The following is a 24,905-nucleotide window of genomic DNA, read 5'->3' on the forward strand; positions in this document are numbered from 1 at the left end:
CTGGATGCTCTCGAAACGCGAAATCATCGGACCACGTGGTGCAACTTCAGCGCCGATCTCGCGGCGTTGGCGGCGCACATGCCGTGCGCACCCGGTCCCGGCGGCGTAGCGGCCGAGCAGATGTACATGCCTGCTATCCCGATCCGGTACGGATTGAGCGTCGTGCGCGGACCAAGAACGAGCTGCCGAGCATCCTTCGCCCCTGTCACGATGTCACCTCCGACGTAGTTGGGGTTATAGCGCGCCATCTGGGTCGTCGTGCGCACCGCCCGTCCGACGACACGCTCCCGGAAACCGGGGGCGAACCGCTCGGTCTGGGCGATGATCGCCTCGGTAGCGTCACCTTGATAGCCATGCGGGACATGCGCATACGTCCACACTGGGTGCGTGTCGGTCAACGACGTCTGCACCGGTGGGCGTTGGACGAAATGTGCGGTCACGCCCACCCCATGTCGGCAGCGGGCGTGACCGCAGTCGAACTACATCGAGATACCGCCGTCGACGTTGACGACGTTTCCGGTGACGTAGCCCGCTTCGGCTGAGGCCAAGAAGGCCACTACGGCGGCCATTTCGTCGGCCGCCGCGACACGACCCAACGGCACTGAGGCCACCAGCGCGGCCTTCTTGTCCTCGGGGATCGAGGCGGTCATGCCGGTGTCGGCGAACGGCAGGACTGCGTTGACCGTGACACCGGAGCGGCCGAGCTCCTTTGCGGCGGCCTTGGTGAGCCCGACGATGCCAGCCTTGGCGGCAGAATAGTTGGCCTGGCCCAGATTTCCATGCAGGCCGGAGTACGACGTCATGTTGATGATGCGTCCGTACTTCTGGGCGCGGAAGTGTGGAGCGCACGCGCGGATGAATCGGAAGGTGCCACCGAGGTGGACGTCGAGTACGTCGTCCCACGCGTCGTCGTCCATCTTCCACACCATGCTGTCCCGAAGGAAGCCGGCGTTGTTGACGAGTACGTCGATGCGCCCGGTGCGTGCCATCGTCTCGGCGACCACCCGCTCGGCGTCCGCTGTCTTCGCGACATCGGCGGTCACAGCGGTTCCTCCGGTCGTCGCAGCGACTTCCTCGAGCGCTTCGGCGCTGCGCCCGACGAGCACGACGTCGGCATTGGCGCCGGCGAACGCCTCGGCCAGCGACCGGCCGATGCCCTTCCCCGCGCCGGTCACGATGACCGTGCGGCCGGTGAAGTCGAACCGCAGGTTCGAAGTCCCTACTGCCTCTTGGGTATCGGTCGCAGTGGTCAAGGGGTTACCTCCTGTTGAGTGGTGTGACGGATTGAGTGAAGAAAGGCGCTGCCGCGCCGGTACGGCGCTAGGTCCACGTGTCGTGGGTGACCACCGCGTTCCCATCGGTTGGCCACCTCGGTGAGGATGCGCTGACGATCGGCTGACCCGAGTTGGTCGAGCGTCGCCTCGTCGAGTTCCACCACGACGCGTCCGGCGCGCACGCGACAGCGAACTGCCTTCGGCGCGATGGTGTCGGTGAGGTGGCGTTCCACGTCGTTGACGAGTCTCAATACCGACGGGTCGATAACCAGGCCCGTTTCGATGCGGCTGGAAAGACATGGTGCAGCGGGTAATTCGGCGAGGTCATCGAGGCCAAACGCACGGGCGATCCGCCGTACGCCTGCCTTGTCGACGCCCGCATCGACGTACGGGTGCCGAACGTTGCGCGTGCCGGCGGCGGCCAGCCCCGGCCGGAAGTCCGAGAGGTCGTCGGTGTTGGTTCCGGAGACGATGTGCGCTGCCGTCATCCCGGCGATCGTGCCGTAGAGGTTGGACTTGCAGTGAAAGCACCGCGTGACGGGGTTGCGCAGATAGTCGGGATCGGCGAACTCCTGCGCATCGATGATTCGCAGGTTCCAGTCCTCCTGTGCCGCCCAGCGACGCACGCGCTCGGTCGCCTCCGGTGGCACCGCCGCAGAGACGGCGTGGAACATCTCGGTCCGTACTCCTCGAGTACGGTGTGCGACGACGGCAAGCGTCATGCTGTCGACGCCACCGGAGACGGCCACCGCAACAGTCCCGAGACGCTGCAACACCGAGGCGAGTTCAGGCATCGCGTGAACCCTCGACATGCAGGGCCCGCATCGCCGCGCAGGCCGCGCCGTAGCCGTTGTCGATGTTCACCGTGACGAGGCCCGGCGCGCAGCTGGCCAGCAGCGCGTGTAACGCCGTCTTGCCTCCCTCGGCAATCCCGTAGCCGACGGACGTGGGCACGGCGATGATGAGGGCCGGAACGAGCCCACCGAGGACCGTCGGCAGCGCGGCATCCATTCCGGCCACCGCGATCACCACGGGCAGTGAGGCGATCTCGTCGATCCGCTGCTGCAGTCGCCACAGACCTGCGACACCGACGTCGCTGATCTCTACCGATGCCAGCCCGTGGAACGCCAATGTGCGAACCGCTTCGCGTGCGACGGCCGAATCGGAGGTGCCTGCGGTCACCACCGCCACACGGGCAGAGCCGCGGAACGCCACGCCGGCGCCGAAATACGCTGTGCGGGAGCCGGGTTCGTAGTCGAGGCGCCCCCGGAGGCGACCGGGCAGCCCGTTGAACTGGTCGAGCTCCAGCCGCGTCAACAACAGCGCCATTCCTTGCGCATCGGCTTGGTCCAATACCTCGACGAGCTGCTCGACGGTCTTGGTGCCTGCGAGGACTGCCTCTCCGAAACCGATCCGTCGCTCGCGGCTCGTGTCGAGGACGACCTCGCGGCGCTTCGTCGTCACCGTCACGACGGCCGCACCCATACGTGCATGTCCAGCAGCGGGGCGTCCACGATCGCCCGTCCGACATCGACGGTGTCGACCTCGAGACGCTTGAGTTCGTCGATGTCCTCGAGACGAACGCCGCCACCGAAGGCGAGCTCGACGCGGCCGCGCACGCCAGCGCCACACAGCTCGCGCGAGGCGATCGCAGCGTCGCCCAACTTGCCGGTGTCGATGAAGACGACGTCGGCGCCGCCGTGTACGGCCGCAACGACTAACTCAGGGTCGTCGAGTTGAATCACCTTGCGATGGCCGGCCATTTCGGCGACCGCAGCAAGCGTGGCGTCGACACCGCCGAGCATCGTGACGAAGTTCTTGTCGAGATAGACGAACGGCCACGTCGCGATGCGCGGCTCGGCACCTCCAGCCATGATCGCGGACCGGATGGTGTCCTTCACCGAAACGGGTAGCTTCTTCCAGGCACCCGAGACGATCCTGGGTGAGCCGTTCGCACGGTCCACGAAGCGTCGCGTCGCCGTGGCGATGCCGGAAGCCTTGGCGAGAAGTCCGACGACTCGCTCCTCCGCAAGGGCGATCTGCATGGGCGTGCCCCGGAAGCGAATGATCTCGTCGCCGGGTCGCACGTGATCGGCTTCTCGCAAAGCGAAGTCGATGCGCAAACCGAGGTCCTGTAACGACTCCGCGGCTGCCGCGACGGGGCTGACGATGCCTTCGTCGTCGGCGATGAGTGCGGCCGTAAACACGCGTTCGGCAATACCCGCGAAGATGGTCTCCCGCGGATCAGTCTGGACCGTAGTCATTTTCCGCTCATCTCCGCGGGCGACAGCGCAGCGTACGTGTCCCGCTGCACGTCGGGGTCATCGGAAAGGCAGAACAGCATCGGTGTCTGGATGCCCCCCTCTGCCAGCGCGAGGAGCCGCTCTTGGCACTGCTCTGCAGCGCCGATGACCGCGATGCCGTCGACCAGTTCATCGGTCAGCGCGGCTCGGACGCGGCGCCAATCACCGACAGAGCCGGCATCCAGGATCTCCGCGGCTTCCGTCTCATACCCCGCCCACGCGAGGAACGCGTTGTAGACCGGGTTGGTGAAGTAGGGGCCGAACAGTCGGCGAAAGAGCGTCCGTGCGGTCTCGACGTCGTCGGTGACCATCGCCTGCAGTCGAGTGCCGATCTCGAGCGAGCCGGGCTCGCGGCCCGCCAGCGCGAGGTCGGAGTGGATCGTCTCCATGATCCGGGGCAGCGACTGCAACGGGAAGAGGTTGAGGATGATGCCATCGGCGATCGCGGCGGCGAGCTCGATCATTCGCGGCCGCAACGCCGCCAAGAAGATGGGGACGTCCGCGTCGAGCGCGGGTTGCCGATAGCCCTCGCTACGCAGCGCCTGTCCTTCGAAGGACGTCTTCTCCCCCGCGAGCATCTGGCGCAGCAGCGTCACGGTCTCACGCACGTGGGCCACGGGCTTGCGCAACTGCAGGCCGTGCCAGCCGTTGATCATCGTCTCCGAGCCGCTGCCCAAGCCGAGCGCGAACCGGCCGGGGCCGATATCGGCGAGGGTTGCGACACTTGCGGCGAACACGGCGGGTGTGCGGGTGTACACCGGTGATACGGCGATGCCGACGCGCATCCGCTCGGTGCGGTCGAGCAGCAAGGCTGCCAGCGTTAGGGCGTCTACTCCGCCTGCGTCGGCCAGCCAGACGTCCTCGTAGCCAATGGACTCCGCCCATAGCGTTTGTTCGAGCATCTTGCGCACGGCGCCGGGCCCGACGGACAGCGGTGTGAACGCGGCGCGGTGCCGCGAACGCGCCGGCCGGTCTACGCTGCCGGGCTGAGGTTGCGTTGGCGCAGCCACTTTGGCATCAACTCCTCGTCCACTCGGCGGGCCACTTCGGGCGCCCGTGTTATCAGGTACTCCGCCAGCGGGCGCGTCATGTTGATCGCGCCGTAGCAGCCATCGAAGACGATCGCCTTGTCAGTGCCGGCCTTCTCGGCGGCGATCTTCATCGCCTCTGGCAGATCGGCAGCAACGAAGATCTCGCGATCCGGGTGGATGCGCTTCATGTCCTTGCCGACGTCCGGGTCCGCCGCCACGGTGATCTTGGTTGTGTTGAACAACTTCCAGGCGTAGTTCATCACCGTCGCGCGCACGGCGCCCTTGGTCACTTCGACAGAACTCTTGTCCGGCTTCGGATTTGGTGGCGTGTTGGGGTAATCGAGATCCAGATGGTCTTCACTGGACTCGAACAATGCGGTGGCTGTGAGGCCGCCGGCGTGCTGGTAGGGCAGCCACCGCGTGTCATCGGCGACCGTGTAGCAGGCGTCGATGGTCCTGAACAGCTCGATCAGTTTGCCGTAGCGGCGCAGCATGTCGGCGGTGACGCGGCGGTCCATGGCGATGAGGTCGTTGTCGGCGTCGACGCCCATGGTTCCGGTCGGCGAGGTCGACAGCACGGCCGAGAAGGCCCAGCGCTGGCGGATGAACGGCGACTCGTACACCGCACGCGGCACGATGTTGGCGCTTCTGGTCGGGAAGTTGTTGTGGAAGATCGAGCGCGTCTCCATACGCGCGTAGCTCATCGTGAACGCCTTCAGCAGCCGGCCGTTCATGTGATGGAAGTGGACCTCGCGCGGATCGTCGTAGTGCACGTGGATCAGCCACTTGGCGGCATAGGCGCGTTGGATGCCGTAGAGCCTGCCGATCTCGGTGTCGATCGCAACGCCGTTGTCGTAGGGACCGAAGCTGTATACCTTGCGGAAGTGCTCGTCGAGTCCGAACTGCGGCACGATCTCGATCTGCTCGAACTTGCTGTTCGCGGAACTCATTGCCAGCCGGATGTTTTCGGTGCCGGTACGGCGTACCACCTCGTCGTGCACGGCGCGTAACAGCTCCGCGTAGGCGTGACCGCCCATCATTCCGAAGCCATGCTCGGAGCACAGTACGTTCACCGAATCGCCGGGCTTGATCATCGACATGTCGACGCGGTCGAGCGCGGCCACCGCTGCCTCGCGCACGGGCGTGATGTCCTCCCCCGCCCGGTGGATGGGATCGGGGATGTCGCCGAAGAGGTCCTGCACACGCACAGAACAGATGTCTGGAAGCTCGGCGGCGCGCATCGCGGGGGGTTTGCCGCCGTAGGCGAACTTCGATCTACCGAGTGGCGGCGGCGTCGCAGCGGGGTGAATCATGACTCGATCTCCGGATTCTTCGGCTGGATGTCCGGGAACATCGGCGTTGGACTGTTGAGGTTCTGACCGCTCTCGACGGCCTCGAGGCTTTCGCGTAGCCGATACTCGGGATACCGGTCGGCGACGTCGCCGGGAATCGTCCAGATCGCAACGTCGGTTCCGTCACCGTCGCCGTAGATGCGATGATCCTTCGACGATCGGTCGATCTCGATGCCGTGCGCCGCAAGAAGTCGCATTGTTGGTGCAAGGCACCACATTCCGCACTTCGCTCGGACCCCGGTCGCCAGAGTCAGCTCCTCCGGTTCGCGCACGCCGTCGAGGATCGCGGCGGCGACCTCCGCGGCGGTTGTGCTGGTGCACATGCAGATGGCCTGTTGCGGATCGAAGCGGGCCTTGGCGCACAGCTCGCGAACCGCGGGCCGGTCCCACCGCTCGGGCGGCACGCCAAGTTCACGCGGATTCGGGTCGCGACGGACCGAGATCGCGTCATACGGCATGCAGGCCTCGACACACTTGAAGCAGCCGACGCATTTGGGCTCGTCGAGCACGGCCAGCTTGCCGTCCATCGCGAGGGCATCCGACGGACAGACGTTGACACACCGCCGACATCCGACGCAGGCCTCGTCATTGATCCGGACGATCGCGGACGTTGCGAACATGAATAAATAGTAATGTCATTACTATTTTTATGTCAAGGGTTTATTCACCGCGGACGGGCGTGACGGCCTTCTGTACGCGAATGCCCACCCACAGCGGTGATTACGAAGCTTCGGCGGCCTTCTTGATCGCCGCGAGTGTCGCGGGGATCCCACTCTTCGCCGCCTCGCGCATCGTTTCGATCGCGGCATCCGCGTTCGCGCCATACCGTTCGCGGAAGCCGGCGACACCGGCGGGCAGGAACTCCCACGACTCAGTGAGTCGGGTGCCGCTGCCTTCGGGTTCGAAGGTGTACCCCCAGTACACCCAGCCGTTGTTGACCTCCCAGGCGAACTGCCGACCGAACGTGGCGGCCACAACCTGGCAGCGCGCCTCCCACGTCAACTTTGGCGTTACGTTGCGTCCGGTGAACCAGGCGCCGACCTGCGGGCTTTCACCCTCATCCCACCAGCAGCCCACGCAAACCGGACTCCACTCCCCCATCCTGGTCACGTCCGACACCAACGCATACAACTCGTCCGGTGGCACGCCCACTGAAATCGAATCAGACATCTTCAGCCGCAGAAGACCTTCGGGGTCTACGGCGGGCAAGTTCGGTCCCATCTGGACTCCTCTAGGTCGTCGACCGGCTCGGGCGTCACTTCAGTTCGCGTGCGTACGACGCAGCCGCTCCCGCAGCCGAACCGCGATGCCATCGGCGAGCTGCCGTTTATCGGCGCCGCTCGCCAGGCCGGCGAGCAGCGCCTCAAGGCCGAGCCGTGCTTCGACGTGCGGCCCTGGCAGACACGTGATGACCGCATCGCCGATGGTGCCGACGCCAATGCGCACCCGCGCCTTGACATGACGGCCGTGCCCGGGCTCCACCTCGAAGATGGCAGGCGTCGCGGCGTTCTGGTCGATGGAGAGGAGCGCCTCGACCGTCCCGTCCTTGCCCTCCGCGCCGACGCCACCGGTGGTGATCACCAGACCGTAGCCGCGTTCCTCGACGGCTTCCCGGATGGCCGCGGCCATCGTGTCACGATCGTCGGGCAGGTCCTCCCCCGGCATGGCAGCGAAACCGTCCTCCTGCAGACGGTGCACGATCCATGGTTTGTTGGTGTCGCGAATCTGGCGCGAAATGACCTCGGGGCCAGTCGAAAACACGATGGCGCGTGCGGCAATCCTGCGCCCGATCTCGGCCGCCATCTCCCTCGAGCGGTCGAGTGCTGCGACGGCTTCGGTGGCGTCGGCGCTGATCCAGCCGAGCATGCCCTCCGAGCACACGTCGGTCTCTTCGGTGACGCACACGCCGGCAACCCGACCCAGTGCACGAAGTAGTGCTTCGCGTCGGCCGACGAGGACATACGGATCGATGGTGCGGCGCAAAATGTCGAGGGCGAGGAGGTCATCGCGTGCGTCGATGACCAGGACTTCATCACGTGGAATGCCGAGTTCATCGGCGACCGTCGCGGCAATCACGGAAAGATCCGCACCGTCGAGCCCGATGCGTTCGATACGCAATTCGGTCTTCTCGAGCAGGTTCCATTCCGGGGCGCTCACTCGGCGACACCGGTGATGCGGCGGATGAGACGGCTTATCCGTGCGTGGCTTTCGTCGTCATCCTGAATCTCGAAGCGTTCGAGTATCGCTCGCGCGGCGAACTGTACATCGCCGTCGAAATGTTCGTCGACCGGCTCCCCTACCGCGTCGCGAAGCAATTCGGCGAGATGTCGAGATGAATGGTCGATGAGTGCGGTGTGTTGCGAGCGCAGCGAGTGGTCGTCGAGCATGAGTGTCAGATACGGCCGGTACATCCGGCCATAGTTGATGGCGCCGCGCGTCCAGTTATCGACGATTTCCCGCGGCGTGGCCGAGGCCCAGCGGTCCTGGGAGTACCAGGAATCCATGAGCTCGAACGACATTGACACGAAGCGGTCGGCCAGCGCAACGGCGACGCCGTGTTTGTCGCCGAATCGCGCATAGACTGCGCCGGTCGTCACGTTGGCGGCAGCGGCAATGTCGGCGACGCTGATCTCGCTGTATGGCCGCTCGTCGAGAAGGTCGGCGAATGCATCGAGGAGCCGCTCCCGTGTGGCGTGTGCTCGCGCCTGTTTGGGTTCGGTGGCGCGAATGGCCTCGGCTGGCGCACGCCCACTTGCTCCGTCGGTGCGGCCACGATTCCGCGAGCTAGCCCGGCGACGAGGCTGAGCGGCCTTGTCAGTAATCACCGCCTTATGATAACGCGACTATTATCTTTCGCCAACGCCACAGCGCATCCCCGAGTCGGCGCGCCCCGGCGGTAGACCATCTTCTGCCACAGGTGCGACGTGGCCCTGGTCGGGCAAGCATCTAGCCGGCTGACCGCGATCATCGTCCTCAGCGGCGCACGTGATGCGCCTGACCACCTGTTATGGCCCGGTCTGATGCGCGCTTGAGTTTTAATAATATCCATACTATTTTGTTGACGATGGCGAAGACCCTGTATCTAGACGCAATCGGCGGAGTTGCCGGGGACATGCTCCTGGCGGCGCTCGTCGACGCGGGTGCGCCACTAGAGGCAATACAGGCCGGACTGCCACCGGTCGAAGGGCTGCGGCTAGATGTCGAACGCGTCAAGCGCTGCGGCGTCGACGCGACCATGCTGACGGTCGCCTGCCCTCCCCAGCATGCACATCGCAAACTGCGCGACGTTCTCACGCTTGTCGACACCGGCGACATGCCCCCGGCCGCACGCAATCGCGCCCACGCCGCGTTCACGCTTCTGGCGGATGCCGAGGGCCGCGTGCACGGTATGAGACCCGACGAAGTCACCTTCCACGAAGTCGGCGCAGTAGATGCGATCGCCGACATCTGCGGGGTGGCAATGGCTCTCGAGTTGCTGGGCGTCGACGAGGTCGTCTGTTCACCACTCCCCCTCGGGCGCGGCACGACCATTGGCGCCCATGGCGTGATGCCGTTGCCGGCCCCCGCGACCTTGGAGTTGCTGCGCGGCGTCGAGGTCTACGGCCTGGCCGGTCACGGCGAGACCGTCACACCGACCGGCGCGGCGTTGGTGGCATCCCTCGCCAGCTCGTTCGGCCCCATGCCACCGATGAATCTCGGGGTTATCGGCACCGGTGCCGGGCGACGGGATCCGAGCGATGTGCCCAACGTCGTGCGTGCCCTAATCGGCGAGCGCACAGGCAAACTGAGGGAGGGACAGGCATCGGTCATCGAGACGAATCTCGACGACCTACTGCCCGAGCTGGTGCCGGACGCGGTCGAGGCGTGTTTCGCGGCGGGAGCTCTCGACGTGTGGACGGTGCCCGCTGGAATGAAGCATGGTCGCCCCGGCTTCGTCCTGTCGGCGATCGCGCGCCCGCGCGACGAGGACTCCGTCGCACGGGCCATGCTGCACAACACCTCAGCGCTGGGTGTGCGCATTTCGCGCGCCGACCACCGCAGTGAGTTGGCGCGCACCTTCGTCACCGTCGAGGTCGATGGGCACCCGTTGCGGGTGAAGCTCGGAGTGTTGAACGACGAGGTGGTCAACGTCGCGCCCGAACATCGGGATTGCGTCGCGGTCGCGAGCGTGACCGGTCGCACCGTCAAGTCGACGTGGGTTGCTGCACTGGCGGCCGCCCACCGGCTCACCGAAATCACTGCCAAGGGAACGGTTCATGAGCACAGCTGAGCATCTCGAATCGCCGGTCGACATCCCTGCACTCGGCGCCTGGATGTACGAGCGGGGCATCGGCGCGGGCCCTATTACCAACGTCCGCCGGCTGGGTGGCGGAACGCAGAACATCGTGTTGCGGTTCACTCAGGCCGGCCGCGACTACGTGCTGCGCCGGCCACCGATACACAAGCGCGAGGGAAACGACGAGACGATGCGCCGCGAAGCCCGAATCCTGGCCGCGCTCAGTGGAACTGCGGTACCCCACCCCCAGTTGGTCGCCGCGTGCCCCGAGCAGCGAGTCCTCGGGGCGGCGTTCTATCTGATGGAGCCGGTCGACGGCGAGAATCCCGTCGAACATCCCCCGGAGCCTTCGGTTCAGCGTGATTTCGGGATGGCGATGGTCGATGCCCTAGTCGCGCTTGCCGCAATCGATGTCGACGACGCGGGTCTTGGCGACCTTGGGCGCCGTGACGGCTGGCTGGAGCGCCAGGTCCCGCGATGGACGCGCCGGCTGCTGAATTATGCCGACACGCCGGGCTACACGCCGCCTGGCGGCGCCATCACCGCGAAGATCGCGGATTGGCTCGATGAGCACCGCCCAAGGACGTGGCGACAGGGGCTCGTCCACGGCGACTACCACATCGGCAACGTCATGGCCGACCCCGGCACGGGGCGGCTAACCGCAATCGTCGACTGGGAGCTTGCCAGCATCGGCGACCCTCTACTGGATTTGGGCCAACTGCTGGTGACCTGGCCAACGCCCGGCGGTGCAGGCTTGTTCGACGCGCTGCCGCAGCTGCCGCCCCGGGGCGAGCTGATTGCACGCTACGCCGCCATCTCCGGCCGGGACCTCGGTGATCTGAACTGGTTCTACGTGCTGGCCGGTTTCCGGCTCGGCGTGGTCCTCGAGGAGACCTACGTCCGCGCCCTCGCAGGCAAGGTCCCCCCTGAGCTTGGCGAGCGCTTCCGGACGTTCGCCACCAACCTCTTCATCGCCGCCGACAACCGCTGCAACTGACAGGAAAACCGTTGTACGACTTCGAAACCGATCCCGATTATCAAGCCAAGCTCGACTGGGCAGCCCAGTTCGTCGCCGCCGAGGTCGAACCGCTCGACCATGTCTTCCCCAACCCGTTCGACCGCGGCAATGTGGCTGCGATGGCCATCGTCCGTCCGCTCATGGACCGCGTCCGCGAGCAGGGCTTGTGGGCCTGCCACCTAGGTCCCGAACTGGGCGGTCCCGGCTACGGACAAGTCAAGCTCGCGTTGCTGAACGAAATTCTCGGCCAATCGGCGTGGGGACCGGTGGTCTTCGGATGCCAGGCGCCCGATTCGGGCAATGCGGAAATCATCGCCCACTTCGGCACGCCTGACCAGAAGGCGCGCTACCTGAAGCCGCTCCTCGACGGTGAGATGGTGTCGTGCTACGCGATGACCGAGCCGCAGGGCGGATCGGATCCACGCCTGTTCACCGCGCGCGCCCGGCGCGACGGTGACGAGTGGGTGATTGACGGTGAGAAGTGGTTCGCCAGCAGCGCCTGCGACGCAGCGTTCTTCGTCGTCATGCTCATCACCGACCCCGACGTCTCGGTGCATCGCGGTGCGTCGATGTTCCTGATCCCGTCCGAAACAACAGGATTGGAGATCGTTCGCGAGGTGAAGGTTGCCGGCGAGAAGCCCGGCCATCCGAGCCACGGCTACCTGCGCTTCAACGGCGCGCGCGTCGGCGGGGACGCGTTGCTCGGCGAGGAGGGAAGGGCATTCACAATCGCCCAGACCCGGCTGGGCGGTGGCCGCATCCATCACGCGATGCGCACGATAGGCCAGGCGCGGAAGGCCTTTGACCTGATGTGCGAGCGTGCGGTGTCGCGGCGAACCTTCGACGGCACGCTGGCCGATCTCGGCATCACGAAGCAGAAGATCGCCCAGAGTTGGATCGAGCTCGAGCAGTTCCGGCTGTTCGTGCTGCGCACGGCGTGGCTCATCGACAAGCACAACGACTACAAGGTCGTGCGCAAGGACATCGCCGCGGTCAAGGCCGCGATGCCGCAGGTGCTGCGCAACGTCGTGCAGCGCGCCATGCATCTGTACGGTTCCCTGGGGGTTTCCGAGGAGATGCCGTTCGGCAGGATGCTCGTCGAGGCCGAGTGGCTGGCGATCGTCGACGGCCCTAGCGAGGTCCACGAGATCACCGTGGCCAAACAACTTCTCGCAGACTATTCGCCGCACCCCGATGTCTGGGGAAGCGGGCATCTACCCCGCCTGCGCGAGGAAGCCCTCGAGAAGCTGGGAGCGCCGGCCAATGCCTGACTTCGACATGACGGGAAAGATCGCGGTAATCACGGGCGGTAGTCGAGGATTGGGGCGTGAGATCGCGCTCGCCTACGCAGAGCACGGCGCCACGGTCGTCGTGGCCAGCCGCAAGGCCGAGGCGTGCGCAGCAGCGGCTGAGGAGATCACCCGCAAGACCGGAAACGAGGCGGTCGGTCTCGGCTGCCATGTCGGCGACTGGGAGCAGTGCGATGCGCTGGCCAACGCCGTTCACGAACGCTTCGGTCGTGTCGACGTGCTCGTCAACAATGCCGGGGCCTCGCCGCTGTACCCATCGCTCGTCGACATCTCCGAGGAACTGTGGGACAAGATCATCGCCGTCAATCTCAAGGGGGCGTTTCGCCTTTCGGCGCTGATCGGCACGCGGATGGCCGAAACGGGCGGCGGTTCGATAATCAACATGTCCAGCGTCGGCTCGATCGCTCCGTCTGCGCACGAGCTGCCGTACGCGGCGGCCAAGGCGGGGTTGAACACGCTCGCCGCGGGACTCGCGCGGGCGCTGAGCCCGAGTGTACGGGTCAATACCATTGTGGCGGGTCCGTTCCTGACAGACATCAGCAAGGCATGGGACATGGACGCCTTCGAACAGTATGCCCAAACCGGAATCCCATTGCGGCGTGGCGGCCGACCTCATGAGATCGTGGGCGCCGCACTGTATCTGGCTAGCGACGCTGCAAGTTACACCAACGGAGCGGCCATCGTAATCGATGGCGGGATGACATCATCGAGGTGACACGGCAATTCTTCCGCGGTGACGACGGGTACGAAGCGGCCCGGCGCGCAACGGTGTGGAATGCCAGGATTCCCCCGCGCTTCCCCGACGTCATCGTTCAGGCCGAGGACACCGACGATGTCGTCGCCGCGGTTCGCTACGCCGAGGCCCATCAGCTTCAGGTGGGCGTGTGTTCGGGTGGACGCAGCTGGTCGTCGAACCACCTACGGGACGGCGGGCTACTGCTGGACGTCGGACGGCTCGACCAGCTCACCATCGATGCCGATGCGAGGGTCGCGGTCGTCGGGCCCGGCATGGCGGGCAGCCTCTTGGCCGCCGAGCTCGACTCCCGGGACATGTTCTTCCCCACTGGGCATTGCACTGGTGTGGCACTAGGTGGTTACCTCCTGCAGGGCGGATACGGCTGGAATAGCAGGGTGTTGGGGCCGGCGTGCGAAAGCGTCCTTGGGGTCGACGTCGTCACCGCGGATGGCCAGAGGATCTACTGCGACGCAGATGAGCATCCGGACCTCTACTGGGCGGCGCGTGGTGCTGGACCCGGCTTCTGTGGTGTCATCACCGCGTTTCACCTCAGGCTCTATCAACGGCCAGCCGTGACCGGCGGCAGCATCTACGTCTACCCCATCCAACTGGCGAGCGAAGTGTTCACGTGGGCCCGGGACATCGGCTCGGACGTCGACCGGCGCGTCGAAATGCAGGTGATTGCCACCGGCGCCCTACCTGCCTTTGGCCTGGACCACCCCGGGATCGTTGTGCTTTCACCGGTTTTCGCCGAGTCCGAATCCGAGGCGCTCAAGGCGCTCGCGTTGCTGGAGAGCTGTCCGGTGATCGAGCAGGCCGTCGTCCGGGTTCCCTTTGCGCCGATGAGCCTGGCCGCCTGGTACGAGGTGGTCAACTCCGCGACGCCTGCCGGGTACCGCTATGCGGCCGACAACATGTGGACCTCGGCGACGGGCGAAGAACTGCTGCCAGGGATCCGACACATGATCGAGACCATGCCGCCGTTCCCGTCGCAGCTCGTGCTGGTGAACTGGGGGCCTTCGCCGGTCCGCCAGGACATGGCGTTCAGCTTGGAAGACAACGTCTTTCTTGCCATCTACGCCGGCTGGCAGGATTCCTTCAAAGACGACCAGTACGCCAACTGGCCCCGGGCGAACATGGCGGCCATGGAGCACCTTGCTAGTGGCACGCAGCTCGCCGATGAGAACCTTGGCCAACGACCCGCCAAGTTCGCCACCGACGCCGCCATGGCTCGACTCGACAAGGTGCGCGCCGAGTACGACCCGCACGGGAGATTCCACGCGTGGATGGGTCGGCTCTAAGCGTTTGGCCGTCGATCATACGATCAGCGCTGAATCGCTGCTCCGACGATATGTAGCCGGATGTTTTCGAGCAACGGAGGACACCAACTGTGGATGGACACGCTCTGATCCAAACCGTCACGGATACCGCCATGGGTATGCCGTCGGCCACGAGGACCTTTCCCTTCGGACCGAATTACGAGGTGTTCAAGGTCGTGGACAAAGTCTTCGCCATGCTGACCGAAGTGCGGGGAAACGACGTCGTCACACTCAAATGCGAACCACCGTATGCTCAAGCGCTTGCTCGCGATTATGTGGAGATAACCCCGGGTTATCACATGAACAAGCGCCATTGGATCTCAATCTGCCCCGGCGAACGAATCACCGCGGACCTCGTCGAAGACCTGATCGTCAACGCGTATCACTTGGTGGTCGCCGGACTTCCACGCAAGCGTAGACCGGCTCCACCCGTTGCAGACGACCATTGAAACGTCAGCCTGCCGCTGCTAGCCGGGGGGCGGCAGGAGCATGTTCTGCCAGGTCTTGTCATGCGATGCGCCCTGGTTGAGATCGCCTTGGACGTACACCTTGCCGTCCGGCCCGACGTAACGCCCAGTCGCCGGGTCGTACTGCGCGACCGCAACTGGCGGCGGGGCGGCGGATCGGGTTGCCGGCTGGCCGGCCGCATCCGGTGGCAGCTGCGGAATGCTCTGACCGGACAACGTCGCGTTCGGGTCACCCTTCCAGTTGAAGCCGTCGTTGAGTGGCACGTAGTTCTCGTCGCTTTCACACAGCTTCACCGTGGGCGCGCGCTTCCCGGGACGGGTCACGCAGGGCAGGTTGCGGGCGCCGCGCACGTCGAACATCGCATCCTGAGGAATCCGGCAGTACAGGTCTCCCGCCGGCCTCTCCGGGTAGTCCACCTCGCTCGGCGCCCGCATCTGCTGAACGGGTAGGAATCCCGTCGTGCACGGTGGCGGCAAATTCAAGTTCAAGTTGAAGTTCAAGTTCAGACCCGCGTACGGGCTGTTGCTTCCCTTGTCGGCGAGCAGCGCCCCTTGAACGATCTGCACACCAATGGGTAACAGCACCAACAACTGCTCGAGGCTTGCTTGGTAGGTCACCAAGACCGGCGCGAGGCTGACGAGGTTGGCCAACACCACCGGCAATGTCGGCTGGAATCGGTCCAGCAGCTGCTGGGTTTCGGCGACCGCCGCCGGACCGTCTCGCAGTATTCCTCTGACGTCGTCGTCGTGATCTCGAAGTTGACCAGTGATGGTCGCCAGGTGAGAGGCCCACGCGCGGACCGAATCCGACGTGTCGGTCTGGGTGTCCAGCAGTGGCGCCGAGTTGTCCGCGAGATTCGTCAAGTCCGTCAGGTTGTTTCGGGCGTCGATCGCCAGGGTTGACGATCCTCGCACCAGCCGAGACAGCTCTGGGCCGAGGCCGTTGAAGGCGGTGTAGGACTCATCGATGACAGTCTTGAGGTTGTCTCCGGGGATCGCCTTGAGTCCGCGGTTCGTCGCATCGAGCAGTTCGTTGATGTCCGGCGCCACCGAGGTCCTGTCCAGTGGGATCACGTCGCCGTTCTTCAACGGTGTCGAATTCGCTTCACGCGGAACCAGTTCTACGTACTGCTCGCCCACGGCCGTCTGGCTGTGCACCTGGGCATCGAGATCCGAGGGAATCTTCACGTCTGATTGCAGCGACAACCTCGCTTCGACGCCTTCCCTTGTCAGCCGAACGTCCTTCACCTGACCGACTTGGACGCCAAGATAGGTGACGTTTCCCCGGGCGTAGAGCCCGCCGCCGACCGGCAGTTCCACCGTCACGTCGTACTGGCCGGCAGAGAACACCAGGCTGGGTAGCCGCAGGTACGTCAGGCACAGCACCGACGAGGCGGTGACCGTGACGACGGCGAACACCGCCAGTTGAATGACGGTTCGTTTTCTCAGATGAACTCGGCGCATCTAGGGCCCCTGATCGTGGCGGTAGGGAGTAAGCAACGGGTTCGCAGCGGTGTAGGGGCTGGGAATCTGGCCGATCGTGCGGCCCCATTGCAACTCGAGTTCGGTGAGGTCTCCCTCGAAGCGAGTGCCGGTGAACAATCCCGAGTCGATGCGGCTCAGCGTGAAGTCGAAGACCGCCACGAGACTCGCCGCGTCGCCCCGGAAGAAGTTCTTGACGTTCTCCTTCACCCACGGGAACGTCGAGAAGAAACTCAGCGAGCGCGTCAGCGCGGGACCGGAATCGGCGAGCGACTGCAGTACGGGCCCCAGATCTTGCAACTCCTTGACGAGGTTGGCCTTGGTCTGCTCTACGGATTCGGCGGTCAAGGCATTGAACTTGCCCAGCGAGTCGAAGGCCTCCACCAGATGCTGGCGCTGGTCGTTGAGCACGGCCAACGCATCGGGAATGGTCCGAAGGGCCTTGTCCAGCACCGGTTTCTGATCATTGATCTGACCGACCAGATTGTTCAGCGAATCCGTGGCGGCGATGATGTCGTCGATCTGGCCGTTGAGGTTGCCGACGAACACGTTCAACTGGTCGGTGAGACTCCGTAACTCGGCCTCATGGCCGGCGAATGCGGTACTGAGCGACTGCGTGATGTCCTGGATCTGCCCGATCCCACCGCCGTTGAGCACCGACGATACGGCTGCGAGAGTTTGTTCCGTTGTGGGATAAGCACTTCCGGATGCCAACGGAATCAACGATCCGTCGTGAAGGGTGCCCTGAGGGGGCGTCCCGACGGGTGGGGCCAGCTCGATGTGCTTGGAACCCAGCAGGCTGGTCTGACCGATCTTGGCGGTCGAGTTGGCGGGCAGCCTTACGTCCGCGTCGACGGTCATGGTCACCAGTGCATGCCAGCCCTGCCGTTCGATGTTCTCGACGTTGCCGACGGTGACGTCTCCCACCCGAACCCGGGAATTGCGCTCGATGGTGTCGACGTCGGGAAGTTGCGCCTGGATGGTGTAGGCATCCGCACCATGCCCCTCGGTTCCTGGCAGCGGCAGTGAGTTCGCCCCGCGCCAGCCACATCCCGAGGCGGCGAGGCCCATCACCATCGCGAGCGCAAGCACGCCGACGCCGGTGTGCCGGCTCACTGTGGTGGTCCCGAGGGTGTCATCAATCCCGGCAACCCCTGCGCCGGATCTGTCGGATGCGTCTCCGCGTCTGCTGGCGCCTCGGCAGCCAGCGGTGCCGTCGCCTCGGGTGTCGCCGGCGACGTCGCCTGCGGCGGGACTTGGGGAGGCACGTAATCCGGCCGCAGCCAATCTTCACTGTAAGTCAACTCATTCGGGCGCGCCGTTGCCCCGACGAACGGAGTGACGCCGATCGGCGGAAAGTTCATCTGGCGGTTCTTGACGATGGGAGCCAGGTATTGCACGCACAGTTTGGCTGACTGCTCGGCGTTCATGCGCGAGGCGGCCTGGATGGCCCCGCACAGGAAGGTGATCGGGTTCGCGAACTGGGTCAACACCAAGGCGCCGGAGGTCGATGCCTGCGCCGGGTGATAGATGTTGATGAAGTTCTGGACGGTGTTCGGGGCGACGTGCAGTGTCTGCTTGAGATCGTCGAGGCTCTGTACGAGAGCCGTGCTGATCGATGCCAGTTTGTCCGAGGCGGTGCCGAGGGTCTCGCGGTTGGCGGCCACGAAGGTTCGGGCATCGCCGACCACGGCGTTCACGTCGCGCAGCGCATTGCCGATCTCGTCGGGATCGTTGGAGAGCAGCGCCGTAGCGTTGGCCAGGTTCCCGTTCAACTGGCGGATGACGCCGGTGCTGTTCTGAAGGGCGGACACCAGGATCGAGAGATTCTTGACGGTGCTGAAGATGTCATTGCTGTGATCGCCCAACGCCGAAATCGCCTGGGATAGTTCAATGAGAGTCTGCCGCAGGCTGGCGCCCTGACCGCGCATGTTGTCGGCGGCGGTGTTGATCAACGCACCGAGGGTGCTGACGCCGCCTGGTTCGGTGGGTTGCAGGGTGTCCGCGAGCCGTTCGAGTTGCTTGCGGAAGTCGTCGAACTCGACGGGAACCGCGGTGCGCTCTTGGGTGATCACGGCGTGGTCGGCCATGACGGGGCCGCCGGTGTAGGCGGGCGTCAATTGGATGGCACGTGCCGTCACCAGGGCCGGCGATAAGATGACGGCTTTCGCGTCGCCGGGCACCAGGTATTTCTCGTCGTAGGAGAACGAGATCTTGACGCGCGTGCCCTGCGGCTCGATCCGATCGATCCTGCCGACGGGAACCCCGAGGATCCGCACGTCGTCTCCGACGAACAGCCCTGAGCTGTTCGCGAAGTAGCCAATCACGTTGATGCGGTTGAACTGGGTGGGCCGCATCGCGACGACCAATCCAGCGACCGCCACCAGCACGAGAGGGACCGCCAAACCCATTCGGAGGCGTCGTTTCATCACTGTCCTTCACCTTCGGGCACCGACGGCACGGGTTGGGATGACGCGGCCGGGGGCCCTGGCGGTGGTCCACCCGGCGGGGGTGCGGGCGGCGGCTCGCGGTAGGGGTAGCAACCAGGACCCGGCAACGGTACGCCGGGCGGGCCGCACTGTTGGTCGTCCGGGTTGCCGGTGATGGCATCCGGAATCGTCATCCGCGGTTCGCCGCCCTGGCCGGTGCGCGGATAGGGCACCGGCAACGGAGGGGTGCCCGGCTGGCCGACCTGTGGGTCGGTGCGCTGCGACGGCAACAAGACATTGGGATCCAACCCGAGATCGGAGAACGCCGCATCGACGAAGGGCTGGACGAACTGCCCGGGCAGCAGATTGGAGATATAGGACTTGAAGAATGGTCCCGCGGAGGCGGATTCGCCCAATGACATGAGGTAGGCATTGAGTTGCTTGACGGTCTTCTGGACCTCTGCCTTGCGGTTGTCCACGATCGTGAGGACGCCGTTGAGTTTGTCGATGGCAGGCTTGAACGTGTCGCGGTTGTCGGCGATGAAGCCCTTGAGTTGCCGCGCGAATGCCGAGATGTTGGTCGAAATCTCGTCCAGTGCTGCGCTCTGTTCTCGCAGCGTCGCCAGCAGGGCGTTGGTGTCGGCGACGAGGCCGACCACCTGATCACTGCGCTCGGCTAGCACCGCAGTCGCCTTGCTGGCATTGGCCAGCAGCTGGCGCAGCTGGTCGTCACGTCGGTTCACGGTGTCGGAGAATCGGGATACCCCTTGCAGCGCCACCTTCAGCGCCGGTGGCGTGTCCTTGAACGTGTTCGACAACACGTCCATCGACCGCGACAATTCGTTGGTGTCCAGGCCGCTGATGGTCATCGTCAAATCACCTATGGCATCGGGCAGCTGATAGGCCGACATCGTTCGGTCGATCGGGATGGGACCCCTCAAGTCGCCGTCGCCCCGCGGGGAGAGCACCAGAATCTTGGCGCCCAGGACGGTCTTGGTCTTGATCGCGGCCTCGCTGCGTTCGCCGAGGTGTACTCCCTTGTCGACGGTGAAGTCGACCACCACCCGCGGTCCGTCCAGGTCGATACTCTGCACCTGACCCACGCGCATGCCCGAGATCTGCACGGCCGCGCCAGGAGCCAGTCCACCGGCCTCGGCGAATTGCGCCGAGTACTCCCGGGTCTGGTTGATCAAGGGCAGCTTGTCGTAGTTCGTCGCTGCGACGACGACGGCGACCGTCAACCCGATCCCGATCGCCCCGATCAGGACGGGATTGCGTTCCTCGAAGGACTTCACCGTGGGGTACACCGCCCGCTTGCTTGGCCAGCGATCTTGATGTACACCGGCTGTCCCCCTTTGCCGTTGACCTTGAACAGCACGTCGCACAGATAGAAGGTGAAGAAGTCGCCATATAGCCCTTGGCGGCTCAGCGCCTGATACGCATCGGGCAGCGTCGCCAAGAGGTTGTCGAAGTAGTCGTGGTCGGCGACGACGATCCCTGAGGTGCGGTCGGTTTCGTCGACGACCTTCTTGATGGCCGGACGTGACTGCGACAGCAGATCGGCAACCGACGCCGCGGCGGCGTTGGAGGATGCCACGGAGTCGGTGATGTCCTGCTTTCGGCTGGCCAGCGTCGAGACGAGTTGTGACAACGAGTCGACCGCCATGGCGAACTGCGTGTTCTGGTCCCCCAGCGAGCTCAGCACGCCATGCAGGTTGACGATCACTTGCCCGATCAGCTGGTCTCGGTCGGCAAGCATGTTCGTCAGCGCAGCGGTCTGGCTGAAGAACGAGCTGATGGTCTCCCCTTGGCCTTCGAATGCTCCAATCAGTTGACTGGCCAACGCATTCACCTGATCGGGATCCAGCGCCCGGAACAACGGCCGGAAACCGCCGATCACTGCATCCAGATCCAACGACGGCGACGTGTTCGCCAGCGGTATCGTGTCGCCGCGCTTGAGGGCCGCCGTGCTGCCCGTGCCTTCCTCGAGCGCAAGGTAGCGGCCGCCAACCAAGTCGCTGTACCGGACGACGGCCCGGCTACCGCGGGTCAGCACGACCGAGTCGTCGGTACTGAATTCGACGGAAACAGTCGTATCCGGGCGCAGCGTCAACTTGGTGACCTTGCCGACTTCCACTCCGGCGATCCGGACGAACTGACCCTCCTCGAGCCCGGACACGTCGGCGAAGTCTGCCCGGTACATCAGTTGTGGCTCGAAACGCAGCTGAGCGAAGATGGCGAACATGGCCCCAAGGAAGAACAGGCACACCACGGAGAAGATGCCCAGCCGCCACAGCACGCCGATGAGGCTCTTGCCCTTCATCGCGGTCCGTTGACTGCGTCGGGCGCGGACGGCTCCGCGCCGGGAGGCGGTTTGGAGGGGTCGGGTGGCGGTGAGTTCGACGGCACGCCCGGTGGCAAGCCGGGAAACAATGGGGCGCAGTCCGGGGCATACCACGGAGCGCCGTAGGGCGGACCGCCCGGGAAGGCCGGCGCGGGACCGGGAGCAGGCCCGCCGGGGTAGCGGATACTTGGTGGCTGAGGCACCCCCCGGGTAACCGGGAAGTAATTGGCCCAGCCGGGAAACGCGATACCGGGGTTGGGTCGCCAATCCAGTCCGGTGCCCCACCCGGTGTTCGTGACCAATTGCCGTACCGGCCAGTTCTTTTCCACGTCCGGCAGGGATCCGCAACCCGGCTTGCCACCCGGTCCGCCCTTGGCACCGACGATGGGCAGATTGTCCGGGTACTTGTACGGGTCATTCCCGAGTTGGAACCCGCCCGACGCGACGGCGCCATAGCCATTCGCAGCAGCGGTGTTCTTCAGCGGATAGTCGGTCAGGGTCTTGTAGCCGCCCGTCAGCGTGCACGTGTACTCGGGGTTGTACTTCAACAGCAGGGCCGTCGTCGGTTCGAGATCGTTGATTCCCTGAATGAAGTCGCCCTTACTTGGGCCAAACAGGTCGATGCCGCTGTGTGACAGGCCGGTGAGGTTGACCAACAACGCATCCAAGGTCGAGGCATTGTCGACGACGGTGGCGCTGGTGGTGCTCGCGGCGTCGAGGATCGCAACGATGTCCTTGGCTGCGCCAGCGTAGGTGTCGCTGAATCCCTTCAGCGACTGCCAGTCGCGTCGGAACGTCTCGGCGCGTGGGTTCAATTCGAGCAGAACGTCATTCGCGGCCGAAATTGCCTCACCCATGCGGGGGCCTTGTCCCCGGAAGCCCTCCGAGAGCGCGGTCAGCACGCCATTGAGTTTGGCCGGATCGATCTGTTGCAGGAGGTCGACCAGGTTTTCGAAGACAGTGTTGACCTCGGTGGACACGTTCTGCGATGCGATGACGGCGCCGGCGCCAAGGGGTTCATGGCTCGGATCACGAGGGTAGACCAGGTCGAGGTACTTGGCCCCGAACAGCGTGGTCGCCCGAATTCGAGCCGCCACGTTGGCGGGAATGAACTGCACTTGGTCACGGTCGATCCCGATGTCCAGACGCACTGACCCGTAACGGTTTTGCACGTCCTTGACCTCCCCGACCTTGACGCCGCGCAGCTTCACCGCAGCCCCAGGGTCCATGACCAGGCCGATCCGATCCGACGTGACCACGACGGGAAGCGATGAGTCGAACGTCCCCGTGAAACGGGCCGTCGTGACGAACACGAACACCGCAACCAGGACAACGAGAATGAGGGCCCACCATGCGGAGTGGAGTCTGCGATCCGATCTCGACGTCATCGCGCTAGCCCGAGAAGTGGAAGTCGCCGGACGGACCGTAAATGGCAATCGTCACCAGCAACACGACGACGCAGAGCACGATCATCGAAGTGCGTACAGCGCGCCCCACGGCTTCACCGACGCCGGCCGGACCGCCCGATGCGGTAAAGCCGTAGTAGGTGTGGACGAGCATCGCGACGAGACCGACAATCTCCGCCAGGAGGAACGACCAGAGCAGGTCGGTGGGATTGAGGAACGTATAGAAGTAGTGGTCGTATACACCGCTCGATTGGCCGTAGACGAATGTCGTGAGGGACTGCGTGGCGATGTAGGCCAGCAGCATCGCGACGGTAAACAGCGGTGTCACCACGACCGCACCAGCCACCAGCCGGGTGGAGCACAGGTACGGCACCGCCCGAATGCTCATCGTCTCGAGCGCATCGATCTCCTCGTTGATCCGCATCGCGCCCAATTGCGCCGTGGCGCCCGCACCAATCGTCGCCGACACCCCGATGCCGACCATGATCGGCCCGAAGTAGCGGGTGTTGATCAAGGCGGAAGTGAAGCCTGCCAAAGCGTCGACGCCGACTTGCTGCAGCTGCGGGAAGAACTGGATGGCGAGCAATGAGCCGACCGACATGGTCAGCGCACCGATCACGACGATCGCTCCGCCGATCAGCGCGAGCGCCCCGACTCCGAGGCTCATTTCCGCGACGAGCCTTAGCAATTCACCGGGATACCGGGTGATCGCCGGACCTACACCACCGATCGTCTCGGCATAGAAGCGGGCTTGGCGTCCCAGCCGGTTCCAGCTCTCTGCGACGTCGGCGACCGGTCGCCGAAGCCCGGGATGCAGCACACTCGGCACGGAGCGGGTCACAACGTTGCCTTCACGCCGACGGCGGTGACGATGACGTTGATGACGAACAGCGCCAGGAACGTGTACACCACGGTTTCGTTCACGGCAGTTCCGACACCCGCAGGCCCTCCGCCGACCGTCAGACCCTTGTAGCACGCGATCAGACCGGCGGCGAGGCCGAAGAGTGCCGCTTTGATGAGGGCGATGACGAGCTCCGGCACGCCGACGAGTAGTGGCAGGCCGGCGACGAAGGCCCCAGGTGTGATGTGTTGCAGGAAGATTGAGAAGAAGTAGGCGGCGGTGATCCCGACGATCGTCACCATCGACGTCAGCAAGACCGCGACGAACGTCGCCGCGAGCACGCGGGGCACCACCAGCGCCTGGATCGGGTTGATGCCCAGCACGCGCATCGCATCGATTTCTTCACGAATCGTACGGGCGCCGAGGTCCGCGCACATTGCGGTGGCTGCAGCGCCCGAGATCACCAACACCGTCACGATGGGACCGCCCTGTGTCACGGCCCCCACCGCAACCCCGGTCCCGGATAGATCTGCCGCGCCGAACTCGATGAGCAGAACGTTCAGGGTGTAGGTACCGAGGACGACGATCGGGATCGCCAGGAATGCCGTCGGCACGATCGACACCCGTGCGACGAACCAGGCTTGCAAGAGGAACTCCCGCCACGCCCAGGGCGGTCGCCACATCACGACGAATGTGTCCAGACACATCGCAAAGAAACCGCCCGCTGCACGCACGGGGATGGCAAGACGAGAAGGTGTCACTGTCACCGGCCGACGTCCCCGGATCCGTTCTCGGTGTGGCAGGCCTGGTGTAGTGCGGTGCGCAGCAGGCGTGGGTCGTGGAGGGGGTCCATGAGGGCGATCATGGAGAGGGCGGTGCCGGCGAGGTGGCGGGCGAGTTCGGCGCCGGCGGTGGTGGTGTCGCCGCGGAGGACGGCTTGCAGGATCTTGGTGTCGTGTCCGATGACGACGTCCCAGGCACTGGGGGTTTGGGTGGTGTAGACGCGTCGGTAGCGGCGGGCGTGATCGGACAGTTGGCGGATCAGTAACTCCAGGCGGCCGCCGTCGGCGTCGGGGCGGAAGAACTCGTGGAACCGTTCGTGCGGGACGGTGAAGCGGTCGTAGTCCCGCGCGTCGGCGGCGCGGCGCATCTCGTCGAGCACACTGGTCATCTCGTCGAGTTCGGCCGCGGTCAGCAACGGCACCCGCACGGTCAGCGCCAGCGGTTCCAAGACCAGTCGGGTGGCGTAGAGCTGTTCGAGGTCGCTGGAAGAGAAGTCGGCCACCTGGATGCGGTGATTGTGGCGCGAGACGACCA

General features: G+C 64.9%; 25 protein-coding genes and 1 pseudogene. 6 read left to right on the forward strand and 20 right to left on the reverse strand.

What is annotated here, in order from left to right; translation table 11 throughout:
• Window positions 1-23: 23 nt before the first annotated feature.
• The 11 genes and pseudogenes from N536_RS0132800 to N536_RS41020 all read right to left on the reverse strand — a co-directional run.
• Window positions 24-386: pseudogene (locus N536_RS0132800) on the reverse strand (FAD-dependent oxidoreductase); the annotation flags it as partial.
• Between the two features lie 93 nt (window positions 387-479).
• Window positions 480-1,253, reverse strand: a complete 774-nt coding sequence (locus N536_RS0132805; RefSeq protein WP_051574937.1) for an SDR family NAD(P)-dependent oxidoreductase — start codon at window positions 1,251-1,253, stop codon at window positions 480-482.
• Complete coding sequence (locus N536_RS40165) at window positions 1,250-2,068, reverse strand: potassium ABC transporter ATPase (RefSeq protein ID WP_051574938.1); 819 nt, start codon at window positions 2,066-2,068, stop codon at window positions 1,250-1,252. The genes N536_RS0132805 and N536_RS40165 overlap by 4 nt, the downstream gene beginning before the upstream one ends.
• Complete coding sequence (gene larB, locus N536_RS0132815; RefSeq protein ID WP_231514705.1) at window positions 2,061-2,744, reverse strand: nickel pincer cofactor biosynthesis protein LarB; 684 nt, start codon at window positions 2,742-2,744, stop codon at window positions 2,061-2,063. Before larB ends, N536_RS40165 begins: the two co-directional genes overlap by 8 nt.
• On the reverse strand, window positions 2,741-3,538 hold the full coding sequence (locus N536_RS0132820) for a hypothetical protein (RefSeq protein ID WP_029117486.1): 798 nt from the start codon (window positions 3,536-3,538) through the stop codon (window positions 2,741-2,743). The genes larB and N536_RS0132820 overlap by 4 nt, the downstream gene beginning before the upstream one ends.
• A complete protein-coding gene (locus N536_RS40170; protein WP_051574940.1) occupies window positions 3,535-4,587 on the reverse strand; it encodes an LLM class flavin-dependent oxidoreductase in 1,053 nt (350 codons plus the stop codon). Before N536_RS40170 ends, N536_RS0132820 begins: the two co-directional genes overlap by 4 nt.
• Window positions 4,551-5,921 carry a hypothetical protein gene (locus N536_RS0132830; RefSeq protein ID WP_029117487.1) on the reverse strand — a complete coding sequence of 457 codons (1,371 nt, stop codon included), beginning with the start codon at window positions 5,919-5,921 and terminating at the stop codon, window positions 4,551-4,553. The genes N536_RS40170 and N536_RS0132830 overlap by 37 nt, the downstream gene beginning before the upstream one ends.
• Entirely contained in the window at window positions 5,918-6,580 is a 663-nt protein-coding gene (locus N536_RS40175) for a 4Fe-4S dicluster domain-containing protein (RefSeq protein WP_051574942.1), read from the reverse strand. Before N536_RS40175 ends, N536_RS0132830 begins: the two co-directional genes overlap by 4 nt.
• Window positions 6,581-6,680: 100 nt before the next feature.
• Window positions 6,681-7,130 carry an SRPBCC family protein gene (locus tag N536_RS0132840; RefSeq protein ID WP_029117488.1) on the reverse strand — a complete coding sequence of 150 codons (450 nt, stop codon included), beginning with the start codon at window positions 7,128-7,130 and terminating at the stop codon, window positions 6,681-6,683.
• A gap of 90 nt (window positions 7,131-7,220) precedes the next feature.
• On the reverse strand, window positions 7,221-8,117 hold the full coding sequence (locus tag N536_RS0132845; RefSeq protein ID WP_029117489.1) for a molybdopterin-binding protein: 897 nt from the start codon (window positions 8,115-8,117) through the stop codon (window positions 7,221-7,223).
• The gene (locus tag N536_RS41020; protein ID WP_029117490.1) at window positions 8,114-8,785 is read right to left on the reverse strand and encodes a TetR/AcrR family transcriptional regulator; all 672 of its coding nucleotides are present in this window, start codon (window positions 8,783-8,785) and stop codon (window positions 8,114-8,116) included. The genes N536_RS0132845 and N536_RS41020 overlap by 4 nt, the downstream gene beginning before the upstream one ends.
• A 182-nt stretch (window positions 8,786-8,967) precedes the next feature.
• Here N536_RS41020 and larC point away from each other — a divergent pair, with 182 nt between their 5' ends.
• The 6 genes from larC to N536_RS0132880 all read left to right on the forward strand — a co-directional run bounded on the left by larC (window position 8,968) and on the right by N536_RS0132880 (window position 15,068).
• Window positions 8,968-10,230, forward strand: a complete 1,263-nt coding sequence (gene larC / locus N536_RS40185) for a nickel pincer cofactor biosynthesis protein LarC (protein WP_081809486.1) — start codon at window positions 8,968-8,970, stop codon at window positions 10,228-10,230.
• Window positions 10,217-11,233, forward strand: coding sequence for a phosphotransferase family protein (locus N536_RS0132860; RefSeq protein ID WP_029117491.1), 1,017 nt, complete (start codon window positions 10,217-10,219; stop codon window positions 11,231-11,233). Before larC ends, N536_RS0132860 begins: the two co-directional genes overlap by 14 nt.
• Before the next feature lie 11 nt (window positions 11,234-11,244).
• Window positions 11,245-12,525: an acyl-CoA dehydrogenase family protein gene (locus tag N536_RS0132865; protein WP_029117492.1), complete on the forward strand. Its 1,281-nt coding sequence runs from the start codon at window positions 11,245-11,247 to the stop codon at window positions 12,523-12,525.
• Entirely contained in the window at window positions 12,518-13,279 is a 762-nt protein-coding gene (locus N536_RS0132870; RefSeq protein WP_029117493.1) for an SDR family NAD(P)-dependent oxidoreductase, read from the forward strand. Before N536_RS0132865 ends, N536_RS0132870 begins: the two co-directional genes overlap by 8 nt.
• A complete protein-coding gene (locus N536_RS0132875) occupies window positions 13,267-14,601 on the forward strand; it encodes an FAD-binding oxidoreductase (protein WP_369798495.1) in 1,335 nt (444 codons plus the stop codon). The genes N536_RS0132870 and N536_RS0132875 overlap by 13 nt, the downstream gene beginning before the upstream one ends.
• A gap of 89 nt (window positions 14,602-14,690) precedes the next feature.
• On the forward strand, window positions 14,691-15,068 hold the full coding sequence (locus tag N536_RS0132880; protein ID WP_029117495.1) for an MmcQ/YjbR family DNA-binding protein: 378 nt from the start codon (window positions 14,691-14,693) through the stop codon (window positions 15,066-15,068).
• Window positions 15,069-15,086: 18 nt separating this feature from the next.
• Here N536_RS0132880 and N536_RS0132885 read toward each other — a convergent pair whose 3' ends face one another.
• From N536_RS0132885 to N536_RS0132925, 9 genes are all read right to left on the reverse strand, one after another.
• A complete protein-coding gene (locus N536_RS0132885; RefSeq protein ID WP_029117496.1) occupies window positions 15,087-16,550 on the reverse strand; it encodes an MCE family protein in 1,464 nt (487 codons plus the stop codon).
• Window positions 16,551-17,645 (reverse strand): virulence factor Mce family protein, encoded by a 1,095-nt coding sequence (locus tag N536_RS0132890; protein ID WP_051574946.1) that lies wholly within the window; start codon window positions 17,643-17,645, stop codon window positions 16,551-16,553. It abuts the gene before it with no gap.
• Window positions 17,646-17,680: 35 nt separating this feature from the next.
• A complete protein-coding gene (locus N536_RS0132895) occupies window positions 17,681-18,997 on the reverse strand; it encodes an MCE family protein (RefSeq protein WP_029117498.1) in 1,317 nt (438 codons plus the stop codon).
• Window positions 18,997-20,292, reverse strand: coding sequence for an MCE family protein (locus N536_RS0132900; RefSeq protein ID WP_029117499.1), 1,296 nt, complete (start codon window positions 20,290-20,292; stop codon window positions 18,997-18,999). Before N536_RS0132900 ends, N536_RS0132895 begins: the two co-directional genes overlap by 1 nt.
• The gene (locus tag N536_RS0132905; RefSeq protein ID WP_029117500.1) at window positions 20,289-21,320 is read right to left on the reverse strand and encodes an MCE family protein; all 1,032 of its coding nucleotides are present in this window, start codon (window positions 21,318-21,320) and stop codon (window positions 20,289-20,291) included. Before N536_RS0132905 ends, N536_RS0132900 begins: the two co-directional genes overlap by 4 nt.
• Entirely contained in the window at window positions 21,317-22,729 is a 1,413-nt protein-coding gene (locus tag N536_RS0132910) for an MCE family protein (protein WP_029117501.1), read from the reverse strand. The genes N536_RS0132905 and N536_RS0132910 overlap by 4 nt, the downstream gene beginning before the upstream one ends.
• 4 nt (window positions 22,730-22,733) lie before the next feature.
• Window positions 22,734-23,588: an ABC transporter permease gene (locus N536_RS0132915; RefSeq protein WP_029117502.1), complete on the reverse strand. Its 855-nt coding sequence runs from the start codon at window positions 23,586-23,588 to the stop codon at window positions 22,734-22,736.
• On the reverse strand, window positions 23,585-24,295 hold the full coding sequence (locus N536_RS0132920) for an ABC transporter permease (protein WP_051574947.1): 711 nt from the start codon (window positions 24,293-24,295) through the stop codon (window positions 23,585-23,587). Before N536_RS0132920 ends, N536_RS0132915 begins: the two co-directional genes overlap by 4 nt.
• Window positions 24,296-24,351: 56 nt before the next feature.
• Window positions 24,352-24,905, reverse strand: a 554-nt coding sequence (locus tag N536_RS0132925; protein WP_029117504.1) for a GntR family transcriptional regulator, incomplete at its 5' end; no start/stop codon positions are given.

It is taken from the genome of Mycobacterium sp. URHB0044 (assembly GCF_000620625.1).
Lineage (GTDB): Bacteria > Actinomycetota > Actinomycetes > Mycobacteriales > Mycobacteriaceae > Mycobacterium.

What these genes read in the sequence shown, in the direction of transcription:
- N536_RS40165 (WP_051574938.1), bottom strand. Translation starts at nt 2,068, where the DNA reads ATGCCTGAACTCGCCTCGGTGTTGCAGCGTCTCGGGACTGTTGCGGTG.
- N536_RS0132820 (WP_029117486.1), bottom strand. Translation starts at nt 3,538, where the DNA reads ATGACTACGGTCCAGACTGATCCGCGGGAGACCATCTTCGCGGGTATT.
- N536_RS0132830 (WP_029117487.1), bottom strand. Translation starts at nt 5,921, where the DNA reads ATGATTCACCCCGCTGCGACGCCGCCGCCACTCGGTAGATCGAAGTTC.
- N536_RS40175 (WP_051574942.1), bottom strand. Translation starts at nt 6,580, where the DNA reads ATGTTCGCAACGTCCGCGATCGTCCGGATCAATGACGAGGCCTGCGTC.
- N536_RS0132840 (WP_029117488.1), bottom strand. Translation starts at nt 7,130, where the DNA reads ATGTCTGATTCGATTTCAGTGGGCGTGCCACCGGACGAGTTGTATGCG.
- larC (WP_081809486.1), top strand. Translation starts at nt 8,968, where the DNA reads ATGGCCCGGTCTGATGCGCGCTTGAGTTTTAATAATATCCATACTATT.
- N536_RS0132860 (WP_029117491.1), top strand. Translation starts at nt 10,217, where the DNA reads ATGAGCACAGCTGAGCATCTCGAATCGCCGGTCGACATCCCTGCACTC.
- N536_RS0132870 (WP_029117493.1), top strand. Translation starts at nt 12,518, where the DNA reads ATGCCTGACTTCGACATGACGGGAAAGATCGCGGTAATCACGGGCGGT.
- N536_RS0132885 (WP_029117496.1), bottom strand. Translation starts at nt 16,550, where the DNA reads ATGCGCCGAGTTCATCTGAGAAAACGAACCGTCATTCAACTGGCGGTG.
- N536_RS0132890 (WP_051574946.1), bottom strand. Translation starts at nt 17,645, where the DNA reads ATGGTGATGGGCCTCGCCGCCTCGGGATGTGGCTGGCGCGGGGCGAAC.
- N536_RS0132895 (WP_029117498.1), bottom strand. Translation starts at nt 18,997, where the DNA reads ATGAAACGACGCCTCCGAATGGGTTTGGCGGTCCCTCTCGTGCTGGTG.
- N536_RS0132905 (WP_029117500.1), bottom strand. Translation starts at nt 21,320, where the DNA reads ATGAAGGGCAAGAGCCTCATCGGCGTGCTGTGGCGGCTGGGCATCTTC.
- N536_RS0132910 (WP_029117501.1), bottom strand. Translation starts at nt 22,729, where the DNA reads ATGACGTCGAGATCGGATCGCAGACTCCACTCCGCATGGTGGGCCCTC.
- N536_RS0132920 (WP_051574947.1), bottom strand. Translation starts at nt 24,295, where the DNA reads ATGTGTCTGGACACATTCGTCGTGATGTGGCGACCGCCCTGGGCGTGG.